Below are 13,095 nucleotides of genomic sequence, written 5' to 3' on the forward strand. Positions count from 1 at the left end.
TTAAGTTATGGATAAGATCAGAGGCGAAATTGCCTAAGATCACAAGTGAAGGACAATATTTTACTCATTTACATCTCATACCACAAGTCTATAATACGCTTGCATTTGATTTGATATAGGTTATAGGCAGTTTAATGATCGTTTTAGGCTTAGAAACTTCGTGTGATGAGACTGGACTGGCATTGTATGACAGTGAGCAAGGATTACGCGGTCAGGTGCTATACAGCCAGATTAAACTGCATGCCGAGTACGGTGGGGTAGTTCCTGAGCTAGCATCGCGTGACCATGTACGTAAATTAATTCCGCTCATGAATCAGTTATTGGTAGATTCAGGGGTGAAAAAATTAGAAATTGATGCGGTGGCATATACCCGTGGTCCAGGTCTGATGGGTGCACTCATGACGGGTGCGTTGTTTGGTCGAACCTTGGCATTTGCCTTAAATAAGCCTGCGATAGGTGTGCATCATATGGAAGGACATATGCTGGCGCCATTGTTATCAGAAACACCGCCAGAATTTCCGTTTGTAGCACTGTTGGTTTCAGGTGGGCATTCGCAGTTGATGGCGGCTTATGGTATTGGTCAATACGAGCTTTTAGGTGAATCGATTGACGATGCGGCAGGTGAAGCCTTTGATAAAGTCGCGAAAATGATGGGTCTACCTTATCCAGGTGGACCAAACATTTCTAAATTGGCAGAACATGGCGATCCAAATGCGTTTGCATTCCCACGTCCAATGTTGCACCAAGATTTAACTTTTTCATTTAGTGGTTTAAAAACAGCTGTTTCGGTACAAATGAAAAAGTTGGGTGACGAAAACCGTGATGCAGATATTGCTGCAAGCTTCCAAGAAGCGATTGTAGATACATTAGTCAAAAAGTCAGTCAAGGCACTGAAGCAAACGAGTTTAAAACGATTGGTCATTGCAGGTGGGGTGAGTGCCAATAAGCGTTTACGTGAGCGTTTAGAAGCCGACTTAGCCAAGATTCGCGCATCTGTGTATTATGCAGAGCCTGCATTATGTACTGATAACGGTGCCATGATTGCCTTTGCGGGTTATCAACGTTTAAAAGCAGGTCAAAATGATGGTTTAGCGGTCACCACAACACCACGTTGGCCGATGACGGAATTAACCAATCCAAGTCAAGCATAAGCTTTGCGGATTAAAAAAGAGGCATTTAGCCTCTTTCTTTATTTTGTCTTTCAGATTTTAAATGATCACTTACTTCATTAAAATTGCCTTTTAATAGATGAGGCATATTTATCCAAAAATTTGAAATAGACGCAGAAAAAGCTTTAATATGTTGGATATTGACGTTTAGATCACGATAATCAATGTAATGTCTTTCGAAGACATCATCTACAAAATTTGCATCAAGATACTCAGGGTTTTGTTGTTTTAACTTTTCCAACGATTGACCATCGCCATGTTTATAAACGTTTACAATATATTGTAATGTCATTAATTTTTCTGAATATTCAGCTGCCTTGATTTCCCATCCAAATACTTCACACAAACTCATTATCTGGTTAAGACTCAAATCCCATATACTATCCTTAGATTTTTCCCAAAAATTATAAATGTTCAGCTCTTTGATTAGCCATTTACGGAAAGTCTTATCCCAATGGTGAAAAAATAAAGCTAATGTATTGAGATACACATCTTTTTTCATATCGCTGATCAAGTCATAAAACTGATAGGCTTCATTAAATGAGTCCTCATATATTTGCTGTGACATATCAATAAAAATTGAATGATCTTCTTCGTGAGCAAGGTGTGCTAAACAAGAAGTAGTATATTCCCCTAGAAACTCATCTGTTTCACGTTCTATGTGATCAAAGTTTCTTAATATTCTCTTTACAGAGTGTTGATATAGAAATTCATTCTGTTCAATGAAGTGTTTAATTTCAGGAGTGTATGTGAGTATTGTTATTCTGGTATGCATAGTCTTGTTATCTTTAAAGAAGAGACAGGAGCCTCTTCTTTTGTATATTGGTTTAGTGAAATATATAGGCGATTTTATCTCATTGCTGTGCGAGTTGCTGCGAACCAATCCAATGTTTAGAAAACTGATACGCTGAACGACCTGAACGCTGCCCACGACTTTGACACCAACGTAAAGCTTCAGCGCGTGCCTCTGCAGTCATAGTCATATCGGCTCGCTGTAAATAATGCTCCACAATCTCTAAGTATAAATTTTGATCCATTGGATAAAAAGACAACCACAAACCAAAACGATCTGACAATGAAATTTTCTCTTCAATTGCTTCTTGCGGATGCAACTCATGGTGCTGAGGAACATCTGCTTTCAATACTGGTGTATTCTCATGCATAAATTCAGGTAACAAATGACGACGGTTACTGGTGGCATAAATTACAAAATTACTTGAACCTGATTGTAAAGAACCATCTAAAACACTTTTTAAACTACGGTAATTTTCATCTTCTGCGTTAAAGGCTAAATCATCACAATACACAATAAACTTTTCAGGACGATCTTGAATTAAAGCCTGAATTAAAGGCAGGTCACGTAAGTCATCACGCTCAATTTCAATGAGACGTAAACCTTGGCTGCTATATTCAGTTAGGAGTGCCCGCACAATTGAGGATTTACCCGTGCCGCGTGAGCCAGTGAGTAAGACATCATTAGCAGGCAACCCTTGTAAAAATTGTAAGGTGTTTTGCACCACTTTTTGCTTTTGACGGTCAATCCCTTTTAAATCTTCAAGCTGCATTTGACGTGGGTGAGTAATGCCTTTGAGTTCACCATTTTGCCATTTAAATGCAGTATAAGAAAAATCAGGGGCTTGCTTTACAGCAGGCAAGAATTGCTGCAATTGCTGTAAAACTTGATTTAAACTTTGTAGGACAGAATCAGAGAGTTGAATGCTAGACATAGTTGTAAAGTAAAGGTCGCTAAAATATAAGCAAAACTCTATATCAACTGACTCAGATTTACTAATACAATTGGGCAATAGCCATTATAAAAAAGCGTGTGCAGTGTTGCGACGTGGTAGGGAGTGTTTATGTTGTTTCAAGAATTTATACAGCGTGGCCAATCGCATCAGGTGTATCGGATTAAACAACTGAAACAGCAACTTGAACATGCAGACAGTTATGAAGAGTGGAAAGCAATCGCCTTAAAAATTGATGAGGCTTCTGGTGCCCAAGAATGGAAATATGATAACTGCTCACCTTATTTTGACGCAGAGGTCATTGCTTACCGTTTAACCATGCTTAAACGCTACCGCAGTCTGCAGCGCTGCCGTGACTTAATCTATATATTACGTGAAGGTTTAACTTATGATGTGGCTAATATTGCCCATCCGCTGTTGTTTAGTGCGACTTATGTAGGTACCAAACGTATTATTGAGGATTATATTGAAGAGGTGAGTCAAAGTTTAGCTTTTATTGCCTCGGATGCGTGTACTGAGCTAAGTCGTACAGAAAAAATTGAGTTTTTTCAGCATGCTCAGCAAGCTTATGGTCAACCCGCCTTGATGTTCTCTGGTGGCTCCACCTTAGGTTTATTTCATACTGGTGTATGTAAGGCGCTACTTGAACAAGATCTTATGCCTAAAGTGTTGTCGGGTTCAAGTGCAGGTGCAATAGTCACGTCTATGATTGGATTAAGTAAACCTACTGAAATACTTGATGTATTAAGTGGGGAGCATTTAATGAGTGAAGCATTTAAGTTTCGCAAATTGGGGCAGATTTTGCGTGGTAAAGGCGGCATTGCTGATGTAAAACATTTAAAAAAATTTTTAGTCAGTAATATGGGGGATGTTAGCTTTGAAGAGGCTTATAAGAATTCAGGTTTACATATTAATGTTGCAGTTGCACCTTATGATGCCTCACAAGATGCACGAATTATGAATAATCTTACTTCACCTGATTTATTGGTCTGGAGTGCGGTATTGGCTTCTTGTGCTGTACCGATTTTATTCCCACCTGTTAAACTCACCAGTAAACGCTACGATGGCCAGCATACCCCCTATATGGCCAGTACACGTTGGGTGGATGGCAGCGTGCGCAGTGATTTCCCACAAGAAAAAATGGCAAGGCTATATAACATTAATTATACCATTGCCAGTCAAACCAATCCGCATGTGGTACCGTTTATGCAGACTGATGCAGAGCGCTATCGTAAAGATATTATTAGTTGGCCAGAACGTATTATTCGCCGTCAAGGCAAGGTGCTGACCCGTGGTGTACTCGATTTTACCCGTGAGCGTATGGGCAGTGTGCCTGCTGTGCGCCGTGTTTTAGATCATAGTTATGGTGTGATTGATCAGCGCTATTATGGGGATTTAAATATTTTTGGACATTATAGTTTGCGTCATTATTATTATTTAATGCAAAACCCACGGCCGCATTTGTTTAAACTATTACAGCGTGAGGGAGAGCGGGCCACATGGCCAAAAATTTCGGCCATTGAAACGCATGCACGTATCGGTAAAACCATTCAGCACTGTTTAGAGCTGTTAAATTTTCAAAAAGACCCACAGCAGCATGCCCAAGCAGAATACATTGCAGTTTAATGTGCAGGATTTACCACAGGCCAACTGGCAGTTAAGGACAAAATCACGAAGCTTAACTTTTGGGCGTAGGCTGTATCAAATTCAAGTGCAGCATAAGTTGTACTGGCTCAAGGTGCAATATAAAGAAGTGCATCCGAGTGTAGAGCAACATTATCTTCGTGAAGTTGAATTTTATAGGGGTAATTCTCACTTAAATTGTCTATTGCCTATTCAATATGTTGATCTCACACAGCAATTAGAGTTTAAGCAAACTTATACCAGTTTTATGTTGCCCCATGCTACGCCATGGCTTGTACCAGTTGAAGATTTAACTGCGAATGAGATTAAAATGAAAATATTAAGCATGCTGAGTTGTATGGAGGAGCTGGCTCAACACGGCTTTATTCATGCTGACCTTAAGCATGAGCATTTTGTGCAGTGGCAGGGCCACCTGAAGCTGTTAGATTTTGAACATGTACAGGCGATTGCGACGCCAGATCAAAAGCTAAGTGCGACACCGCGCTATATGGCACCTGAATTATTTCATGCTGAGGCAAAAAGCTTACAAACTGATTTGTATGCTTTAGGGATTATTCTGTATGAATGGCTCAGTGGTCAGCGTTTGAGTGCATCTAGTTATACGGATTGGGCTTATTTACATTGTCAGCACTTACGGATTGAGCTGCCACAGGCCTATCAGTGTTTCTTAGAACCAATATTGGGCTTAACGGCCAAGCTTAAAGCTGCACGTTTTGCAGATATTAAGACAGTAAAGCAGGCAATTGAGCAGATAAAATGCTAAAAAACACGAGCTTTGCTCTATATTTAAGCAGTTAAGCACTTTATTTTAAAAAAGTACTTGTCATTGAAAAATGATCTCTATAATATACACAGCCATCGGGGACGTGGCGAAATTGGTAGACGCACTGGATTTAGGTTCCAGCGCCGCGAGGTGTGAGAGTTCGAGTCTCTCCGTCCCCACCAATTTACTTGAGTAATTGAGTAAAATGGCCGAAGTAGAGGATTGGTGTAATGGTAGCATGACGGTCTCCAAAACCGTTCGTCAAGGTTCGAGTCCTTGATCCTCTGCCAACTTAAAGTCTAACACGATGTTAGCACCCTGATGGGGACGTGGCGAAATTGGTAGACGCACTGGATTTAGGTTCCAGCGCCGCGAGGTGTGAGAGTTCGAGTCTCTCCGTCCCCACCATCATATTGAAGCAAGGTTTAAGACCTTGCTTTTTTATTGCCTAAAATTTAACACATAATAAAAAAGCCCCATGTATGGGGCTTTCATTGAAGTGCAATGGCAACTCAATGAGGTTCTCTTAATAAACGTGAGGGTAGCAGGTTAAGCTTTTAAATGGTCCTCGAATTCTTCCCCAAGCTGTAGTGCTAAGGCATTACCAGCAAGATCACAAGTGACTAAACCATACTCTTTTTTAAAGCTAAAGGTAAAACCTCGGTTATCCGCTAAAGTTTTGACTGAATACCCCAATTTTTCTAACCAAATACGAAATGCTGTTAAATTTTTTGCCTTAACTACTTTTTTCACGAGAGAACTCCTGTATATCTTGTCTGTGACTTAATAATATTAATAGGGATGCAGATGAAATTTTTAAAGGGGAAATTTGTATTTTTCTGTTAAATAATATTTGAAACATAATTTCTTTGTTTTAAATAGGCCTATTATTTTGCTGGAAAATTGGATTAAGGAGGGATATTAAATTGTAGATAAAATAATCAAAATTAATGCTGAGCATTGATTGTGTTAATTTATATAAGACATTGATTGTAATGATATAAAATTTTAATTTCTGTGCTTTAACATGAATAACTTTATTTAAAGTTAAAAAAAGTAGTTTAGTATAATCTTAATCTTTAAAAAATTAGTGCATCAAGAACGTAAATTTTGACTCATTATTTAAGCTTTAAAAAATATGAAACATTTTATTAAATTAATTAAATATGCATCATATTGAGCAAACTTCAATGTTGTCTATCGTGCGATCAAGTCGTGCTGATGGCTAAGTCAACTGTAATTTAGCTTACCTAAAATATCCTAAGCTGAGCAAGGGCGCTTTAAGACCAAAACAATGTGCTTAATCTAAAAGTTGATTAGGATTGCTATGATAACAATAAAAAATGAATCAAGCTAAAGAGTTATAACTTATCTTCAGCTTGAAAAGATTCACTATTTTTGAAAGTAGAAAGTTATAATACAGCCAACATTCATTTGGATAATACAACGTGATGCAAAGCATTGAACAGCAGGTACAACAGCAAATCCAAGCCATGCAACAACAGGCGCTTGAGCCTGTTGCGGTGCTTATTGGGCATGAAGATTGGTTATATTTTACCGAACAATCCAAAGTCGTCTATACGCCTTTTGGCAGTGCACGTCGTTATCAACCTGCATTAGGTGGTTTGTTATTGGTGCGTGTAGATGCCATGCAGCAGTGTCAGGTGGTGAGCCAAGCCCAATTAGATGAATATGCTAAAACACATCAAATCTTATAAAAATAAGCCCTAAGTTTAGGGCTTATTTTTTTAAAACTGGTCTTTCAGTTCGCGTAGACGTTGAAATTCCGCCAAACTGTTGGCACGTAAAAAAGGGTTGGTAGCAAGTTCTTGTTTAATTGAGCTGGGTAGGGTGGCTAAACCTTGTGCACGTAATTGCTCTACCTCTGCTAGACGGTTTTGGATGGCAAGAGTGTCAGGTTCAACCTGTAGTGCGAATTTCGCATTAGAAAGGGTGTATTCATGGGTACAGTACACCAAAGTCTCGCTTGGCAGGGCTGCTAGGCGATTTAATGAGTGATACATTTGCTCAAAAGTACCCTCAAACACGCGTCCACAGCCCATCGCAAATAGAGTATCGCCACAGAATAACCTTTGTAGGTCTTGAATATAATAGACAATATGACCCAAAGTGTGCCCTGGTACGGCAATCACATCAATTGTTAAATCATGAAATTGAAATTGCTGTTCATGTTGGAGTGGGTGGCTAACACATGGAATCTTACTCAGTTCATCACGCGGCCCATAAATTTCAATGCCACCTTGAGTGATCAATTCAGGCACCCCACCAATATGATCTTTATGCCAGTGGGTGAGCCAAATTTGTTTGAGCTCAAGGGCATGTTGCTGACAAAAATCTGTGATCAATTGGGCTTCGGTTGGATCGACGACAATGGCTTGTTTTGATGGAATATGCTCAAGTAGCCAAATGTAGTTTTGTAGCGGGTTTTTTACATCTAAAAGATGAACTTTATAATCCATATTGTTCTCACACAGGTTGTTACTTTAAGGTTTAGAGAGATTTGCCTTAGATACGCGAATCAATCGCATCATTTACGCACAGATTAGCAACAGACTACGTCTTTTGGGTAAAAAGGCGTAGACTAGCAACGTTTTTTTTCTCCCTATTGTCATTATGAGTGTTGCATATCGCGCGGATATTGATGGCCTACGCGCCATTGCTGTGTTGTTGGTGTTATTTAATCATTTGGGCTGGTCGTGGTTTGCTGGTGGTTATATTGGGGTTGATATTTTCTTTGTGATTTCAGGTTATTTGATTAGCTCGATTTTAGTCAAGGACCTCGCAGCCCAGCGTTTTTCTATCGCCAAATTTTATAAAAAGCGGGTGCTTCGTTTAGCCCCTGCTTATTTTACTGTACTCAGTGTGGTGAGTGTTTTAGCTTGGCAAGTAATGCTACCTGATGAGCTGATGAAATATGCCCAAAGTGCCTTACACGGGACTTTTTTTATGGCAAATTTCTATATGAGTAAGGAGGTAGGCGATTATTTTAGCCAAAGTGTTGATAGCATTCCTTTATTGCATCTGTGGTCACTTGCGGTAGAAGAGCAGTTTTATATTTTTTGGCCACTGATTTTACTGTTGTTGTTTAAAGCGAACAGACAAAAATATCTGTTAGCACTGATTACTGTGGGGATTCTCACCTCACTGTATTATGCTCATCAGCAATTACAGTTAAATGCAGAGAAAGCCTATTACAGCATGCCTGTTCGTGCTTTTGAATTAATGTTGGGTGCATTGTTGGTATTTTTACCTCGCTTGCAATGGCCGCGGCGCTTGGGGCAAGTGTTGGTTTATGCCGCTTTACTGGTGTTGGGCTTATGTAGCTTTTATTTTGATAAAAATACTATTTTCCCAGGTATGATGGCCTTGATTCCGTGCTTAGCAACGGCTGTCATTATTTATTGTGGGCAGCAACACGCCACAGCCAATCCACTGTTGAGTCATCCAGTCAGTCTTTGGTTGGGTAAAATTTCTTATCCCTTGTATTTGTGGCATTGGCCGTTGATTGTATTTTCGGGTTTTTACTTATTGCCGCAACATTTAACCAGCCAATTGGCGTTAGTGGCTGTGGTGATTGGCTTGGCTTGGTTGACTTATCGCTATATTGAGCAAGCTTGCAAGCGTTTTGCTGATGTGGCGGCATGGAAAGTGATTAGTGTTGGGTTTTTAGTGCCAGCACTGAGTTTTAGCGTTGCGGCGCAAGTGGTGCAACAGCAGGCGGGTTTTCCACAGCGTTTTTCTGCCACGGTGCAACAACAATTAGCCACTTTAAATAGTTTTGCCCATCGCTTACGTGGCAAATGTATTGGTTATCCAAGCGCAGCACAATTTTCCTCAGCTGAGGTATGTCATTTAGGGGTAGATAAACCAAGCGTAGACTTTATTTTAATTGGTGATTCACATGCCAATAGTGCCAGCGGTATGTTAGATGTGTGGGCTCAGGCTGCTGATTTACGTGGCTATGATGTTGCGCAAAGCTCAACCTTATATTTACCCGAAGTAGAGCGTTTAGGGCGTAAAGGCACACAGTGGCAGATTAATGCAGCATTTAAAACCCGTAATGATGCCATTACCCAGCACCTCGCACAGCAACATTATCCAATGGTGATTTTAACTGGCTATTATCATGCTTATTTAGGCAATACCTTACAACTTCAAGATGGAGTGCACGAGCAGCGCAGTGAAATCTTATATCAAGGCTTAAAGCGTGCCATTTCCAATGCACAGCAAGCCAGTGATCAAGTGGTGCTATTGTTGGATGTGCCAGAACTCAAACAAGTACCTGCCGATTGTCAAATGCGTGCTGAGATTTTAGGACGTAACTTATCATGTGAATTTTCTAAACAAAGTGAGGCAAAAGTCGCAGCTGAGTTTAATCGGATCGTGCAGCAGCTGAAGCACGATTTTCCAAAGCTTAAACTTATTGATCCTAAGCAAGTGTTATGCCGTGCTGATCGTTGTAAATCGAGTATCAATGGCTGGCCGATTTACCGCAATAAAGATGATGACCATTTGAGCTTAAAAGGCTCAGAAGCTATAGGACAAGCTTATTTGGCTGAATTTGGTAATCCATTACAATAATGCTTTAAATCAAAAAAAGCCGTGCTAGATCGCACGGCTTTTTAATTTTGAAGGCGCAATTAACGCATTTTGGCAAGGAAGCGTCCTAAACGGGTTAAAGCTTCACGCAGTTCATTTTCGGCAGGTAAAAACACTACACGGAAATGATCTGGGGTGGGCCAGTTAAAGCCTGTACCTTGCACCAATAACACTTTTTCGGCACGTAAGAAATCTAGCATCAATTTTTCATCATCTTGCACTGGATAGACATTTGGATCAAGTTTGGGGAAGCAATACATCGCGCCTTCTGGTTTTACACATGATACGCCCGGAATATCATTGAGCATTTCCCATGCGATATTACGTTGTTCGTATAAACGGCCACCCGGACGGATCAAATCATTAATGGATTGATAACCGCCAAGCGCGGTTTGAATGGCATATTGCGCTTGATGGTTGGCACATAAACGCATAGATGCCAACATATCTAAACCTTCGATATAGTCGGTTGCGCGTGAGCGGTCGCCTGTAATTGCCATCCAACCTGAACGGTAACCAGCAATTCGATAGGATTTAGACAAGCCGTTAAATGAAATACATAACTGGTCGCCTGCAAGCGCTGCGACGGAAACGTGTTCGATACCGTCATAGACGATTTTGTCGTAAATTTCGTCGGCAAATAAAATTAAATCATATTTTTTTGCTAACGCGACAATTTGCTCTAAGACATGACGTGGATAAACTGAACCAGTTGGGTTGTTGGGGTTGATGATGACAATACCGCGCGTATTTGGCGTGATCTTACTTTCCATATCTACGAGATCAGGATACCAATGGTTTTCTTCATCACATTTATAATGAATTGCCGTTCCACCAGATAAATTTACCGCAGCAGTCCACAGTGGATAATCTGGCATAGGCACTAACATTTCATCGCCATCATCCAATAGACCTTGCATGGCCATCACAATCAGTTCAGAAACACCATTGCCCACATACACGTCATTAACGTGCATATCTAAAATACCTTTTTGTTGATAATACTGACAAATCGCTTTACGTGCTGGGAAAATCCCTTTGGAGTCGGTGTAACCAATGGCATTAGGCAGATTTAAAGCTACATCATTAATAATCTCTTGTGGAGCTTCAAAACCAAACGGTGCAGGGTTGCCAATATTGAGTTTAATAATTTTATGACCAGCTTCTTCCATCTCATTGGCCGCTCGTAACACAGGGCCGCGAATGTCGTAGCATACGTGCTCGAGCTTAGAAGATTTTTTAATTTCGCGACGGGTTTCAAATGTGTTGGAATTGGACATAGTGATAGTCTCTGAAAGCGTGGGGGTCACTTTTGCATAACGATATAAATAGCTTTTAAATGTCTCAGTTGTTACGAGATCTAGGTCGTGCTCATCTCGAAGTAAGGTAACAATTTTTTCATGCGTGTAGCCGACCTGTTGATATTGTTTAATCACAGGGAGCAGATTTTTAAAAATCACGCTTTTTTTTTGCGACATTTTTTCATCCTGAGCAAGAATAGGATTAAGCCTATCACTAAATTTGCTCACAAAAAAGCATTTAATGGATAATTTGCTTACTTATTTTTGTTAATTTTGCTTACTTTTTGCTTTCGAAGTCATATTGACTATCCATTATATATCTTTTGTAAAATCGAAAATAAACACTAGAATTTTTAAAATGAATCACGTAAATATGGGATTATCCTATTTTAAATAGCAAGATAGAAAGGGAAGCACCTATGGGAAAACTCAGTAAAACGGAACGCGAATGGCAAAGAGAGTTATCACCAGAAGAGTTCCGCATCACACGTCAAAAAGGAACCGAGCCTGCATTTACAGGTAAATATTGGAATACCAAACAAGATGGGACCTATGTATGCCGCTGTTGTGGGACAGCGCTATTTAGTTCAGAAACAAAATATGACAGTGGCTGTGGGTGGCCAAGCTTTTATCGCAGCATTCATCCAAGTGCGATCGAAGAACATGTAGATACCTCACATGGCATGGTCAGATCAGAGATTGTTTGTCATCATTGCGATGCACATCTCGGTCATGTTTTTGATGATGGTCCTGAGCCGACTGGATTACGCTATTGCGTCAATTCTGCGTCATTAGAATTAAAAACAAATGAAAAAAATGATGAGGATACATATCCATGAGCAACATATATCAGTTTCAAGCTGAGTTGTTAGATGGGCAGGAGCAGTCTTTATCGGCTTATGCGGGTAAAGTCATTTTGATTGTCAATACTGCCAGTAAATGTGGTTTTACCCCACAATTTTCAGGACTAGAAAAACTCTACCAACAATATCAACAACAAGGTTTAGAGATTTTGGGTTTTCCATGCAACCAATTTGGTGGACAAGATCCTGGCACGAATAGTGAAATTGGCGCATTTTGTAAAAAAAATTACGGTGTAACTTTCCCGATGTTTGCCAAGGTCAATGTCAAGGGACCCGAAGCGCATCCAGTATTTCGCTACTTAACCAATAACAGTAAAGGGGTATTGGGTAATGGCATTAAATGGAACTTTACTAAATTCTTAATTGGACGTGATGGGCGAATTATTCAGCGTTTTGCCCCAACCACCAAACCTGAAAGTCTACAAGAAGAGATTGAAAAAGCGCTACAATAAGAAAAGTTGAAGGCGATTGATAAAATCGCCTTCATTTTTGCTAGATTGAGGAGCCATACGTTATGAATAGAACACAGCAATTGCTCAGTGCCGCATTGCTCAGTTGTGTCACAACGATGAGCTTGGCTGATCCTGAAAGTTTAGATACAGCCTTAGAACAAGAATTAAAATTATTACTCACCACGCAACAACAACCCTATGTACCTAAAGCAGATCCGACGTTAGAAAAGAAATTAAAGGCGCAGCAAAACAATAAAAATTATCAAGTGGGTTGGGTGAACCGTCCCAAAATTGAATTTAGCGACAGTGACTATAAAGGCTATAAAAATCCAATTAAATTAAAATTGGTGGTACTTGCCGATGACGGTCGTATTGTTAAAGCTGAGGTGTTGAGAAGTTCAGGGTCTAAAGCGCTCGATGCCAAAGTGGTTCAAGCTTTGGCATCTGCGCAATTAGAATCCATTCCGACGATGGATCGTAATGTGATTTACAGCTTTGAGCATGAGTTTAGTATTAGCAACTCCTAAACACATGCATT

General features: G+C 40.0%; 13 protein-coding genes and 3 tRNA genes. 11 read left to right on the forward strand and 5 right to left on the reverse strand.

What is annotated here, in order from left to right; all coding sequences use genetic code 11:
- Nucleotides 1-134: 134 nt before the first annotated feature.
- Nucleotides 135-1,151: a tRNA (adenosine(37)-N6)-threonylcarbamoyltransferase complex transferase subunit TsaD gene (gene tsaD / locus AC5YCD_RS02140; protein ID WP_496128472.1), complete on the forward strand. Its 1,017-nt coding sequence runs from the start codon at nt 135-137 to the stop codon at nt 1,149-1,151.
- 25 nt (nt 1,152-1,176) lie between these two features.
- On the opposite strand, the gene AC5YCD_RS02145 is transcribed toward tsaD, so the two are convergent.
- Together AC5YCD_RS02145 and AC5YCD_RS02150 are read right to left on the reverse strand one after the other, a co-directional pair.
- Nucleotides 1,177-1,944 carry a hypothetical protein gene (locus tag AC5YCD_RS02145; RefSeq protein ID WP_496128473.1) on the reverse strand — a complete coding sequence of 256 codons (768 nt, stop codon included), beginning with the start codon at nt 1,942-1,944 and terminating at the stop codon, nt 1,177-1,179.
- Between the two features lie 79 nt (nt 1,945-2,023).
- Entirely contained in the window at nt 2,024-2,896 is an 873-nt protein-coding gene (locus tag AC5YCD_RS02150) for an ATP-binding protein (protein ID WP_496128474.1), read from the reverse strand.
- A 129-nt stretch (nt 2,897-3,025) separates the two neighbouring features.
- On the opposite strand from AC5YCD_RS02150, the gene AC5YCD_RS02155 reads away from it, so the two are divergent.
- From AC5YCD_RS02155 to AC5YCD_RS02175, 5 genes are all read left to right on the forward strand, one after another.
- Nucleotides 3,026-4,540 (forward strand): DUF3336 domain-containing protein, encoded by a 1,515-nt coding sequence (locus AC5YCD_RS02155; RefSeq protein WP_496128475.1) that lies wholly within the window; start codon nt 3,026-3,028, stop codon nt 4,538-4,540.
- Nucleotides 4,512-5,321 carry a protein kinase domain-containing protein gene (locus tag AC5YCD_RS02160; RefSeq protein ID WP_496128476.1) on the forward strand — a complete coding sequence of 270 codons (810 nt, stop codon included), beginning with the start codon at nt 4,512-4,514 and terminating at the stop codon, nt 5,319-5,321. The genes AC5YCD_RS02155 and AC5YCD_RS02160 overlap by 29 nt, the downstream gene beginning before the upstream one ends.
- 97 nt (nt 5,322-5,418) lie before the next feature.
- Nucleotides 5,419-5,503 (forward strand) — tRNA-Leu (locus AC5YCD_RS02165).
- Between the two features lie 34 nt (nt 5,504-5,537).
- Nucleotides 5,538-5,611 (forward strand) — tRNA-Trp (locus AC5YCD_RS02170).
- Between the two features lie 33 nt (nt 5,612-5,644).
- A tRNA-Leu gene (locus AC5YCD_RS02175) sits at nt 5,645-5,729 on the forward strand.
- Between the two features lie 141 nt (nt 5,730-5,870).
- Here AC5YCD_RS02175 and AC5YCD_RS02180 read toward each other — a convergent pair.
- Nucleotides 5,871-6,074, reverse strand: a complete 204-nt coding sequence (locus AC5YCD_RS02180) for a hypothetical protein (RefSeq protein WP_496128477.1) — start codon at nt 6,072-6,074, stop codon at nt 5,871-5,873.
- A gap of 698 nt (nt 6,075-6,772) precedes the next feature.
- Between AC5YCD_RS02180 and AC5YCD_RS02185 the strand changes: the two genes are divergently transcribed.
- Complete coding sequence (locus tag AC5YCD_RS02185) at nt 6,773-7,039, forward strand: hypothetical protein (protein WP_496128535.1); 267 nt, start codon at nt 6,773-6,775, stop codon at nt 7,037-7,039.
- 30 nt (nt 7,040-7,069) lie between these two features.
- On the opposite strand, the gene gloB is transcribed toward AC5YCD_RS02185, so the two are convergent.
- Nucleotides 7,070-7,801, reverse strand: coding sequence for a hydroxyacylglutathione hydrolase (gene gloB, locus AC5YCD_RS02190; RefSeq protein WP_496128478.1), 732 nt, complete (start codon nt 7,799-7,801; stop codon nt 7,070-7,072).
- Nucleotides 7,802-7,955: 154 nt separating this feature from the next.
- On the opposite strand from gloB, the gene AC5YCD_RS02195 reads away from it, so the two are divergent.
- The gene (locus AC5YCD_RS02195; protein ID WP_496128479.1) at nt 7,956-9,923 is read left to right on the forward strand and encodes an acyltransferase family protein; all 1,968 of its coding nucleotides are present in this window, start codon (nt 7,956-7,958) and stop codon (nt 9,921-9,923) included.
- A gap of 59 nt (nt 9,924-9,982) precedes the next feature.
- Here the strand turns inward: AC5YCD_RS02195 and AC5YCD_RS02200 are convergent, their stop codons facing one another.
- Nucleotides 9,983-11,419 (reverse strand): pyridoxal phosphate-dependent aminotransferase, encoded by a 1,437-nt coding sequence (locus tag AC5YCD_RS02200; protein ID WP_496128480.1) that lies wholly within the window; start codon nt 11,417-11,419, stop codon nt 9,983-9,985.
- Nucleotides 11,420-11,661: 242 nt separating this feature from the next.
- On the opposite strand from AC5YCD_RS02200, the gene msrB reads away from it, so the two are divergent.
- From msrB to AC5YCD_RS02215, 3 genes are all read left to right on the forward strand, one after another.
- Nucleotides 11,662-12,081, forward strand: coding sequence for a peptide-methionine (R)-S-oxide reductase MsrB (gene msrB / locus AC5YCD_RS02205; protein ID WP_496128481.1), 420 nt, complete (start codon nt 11,662-11,664; stop codon nt 12,079-12,081).
- Entirely contained in the window at nt 12,078-12,557 is a 480-nt protein-coding gene (locus AC5YCD_RS02210; RefSeq protein ID WP_496128482.1) for a glutathione peroxidase, read from the forward strand. Before msrB ends, AC5YCD_RS02210 begins: the two co-directional genes overlap by 4 nt.
- A gap of 62 nt (nt 12,558-12,619) precedes the next feature.
- Nucleotides 12,620-13,084 (forward strand): TonB C-terminal domain-containing protein, encoded by a 465-nt coding sequence (locus AC5YCD_RS02215; RefSeq protein ID WP_496128483.1) that lies wholly within the window; start codon nt 12,620-12,622, stop codon nt 13,082-13,084.
- Nucleotides 13,085-13,095: the final 11 nt, after the last annotated feature.

It is taken from the genome of Acinetobacter sp. CY05, from assembly GCF_059515805.1.

Bases quoted from the DNA above. Each gene is read 5' to 3' on its own strand.
- tsaD (WP_496128472.1), top strand. From the start codon at position 135: ATGATCGTTTTAGGCTTAGAAACTTCGTGTGATGAGACTGGACTGGCA.
- AC5YCD_RS02185 (WP_496128535.1), top strand. From the start codon at position 6,773: ATGCAAAGCATTGAACAGCAGGTACAACAGCAAATCCAAGCCATGCAA.
- AC5YCD_RS02210 (WP_496128482.1), top strand. From the start codon at position 12,078: ATGAGCAACATATATCAGTTTCAAGCTGAGTTGTTAGATGGGCAGGAG.
- AC5YCD_RS02215 (WP_496128483.1), top strand. From the start codon at position 12,620: ATGAATAGAACACAGCAATTGCTCAGTGCCGCATTGCTCAGTTGTGTC.
- msrB (WP_496128481.1), top strand. From the start codon at position 11,662: ATGGGAAAACTCAGTAAAACGGAACGCGAATGGCAAAGAGAGTTATCA.
- AC5YCD_RS02155 (WP_496128475.1), top strand. From the start codon at position 3,026: ATGTTGTTTCAAGAATTTATACAGCGTGGCCAATCGCATCAGGTGTAT.
- AC5YCD_RS02200 (WP_496128480.1), bottom strand. From the start codon at position 11,419: ATGTCGCAAAAAAAAAGCGTGATTTTTAAAAATCTGCTCCCTGTGATT.
- AC5YCD_RS02195 (WP_496128479.1), top strand. From the start codon at position 7,956: ATGAGTGTTGCATATCGCGCGGATATTGATGGCCTACGCGCCATTGCT.
- AC5YCD_RS02145 (WP_496128473.1), bottom strand. From the start codon at position 1,944: ATGCATACCAGAATAACAATACTCACATACACTCCTGAAATTAAACAC.
- AC5YCD_RS02150 (WP_496128474.1), bottom strand. From the start codon at position 2,896: ATGTCTAGCATTCAACTCTCTGATTCTGTCCTACAAAGTTTAAATCAA.
- AC5YCD_RS02160 (WP_496128476.1), top strand. From the start codon at position 4,512: ATGCCCAAGCAGAATACATTGCAGTTTAATGTGCAGGATTTACCACAG.
- gloB (WP_496128478.1), bottom strand. From the start codon at position 7,801: ATGGATTATAAAGTTCATCTTTTAGATGTAAAAAACCCGCTACAAAAC.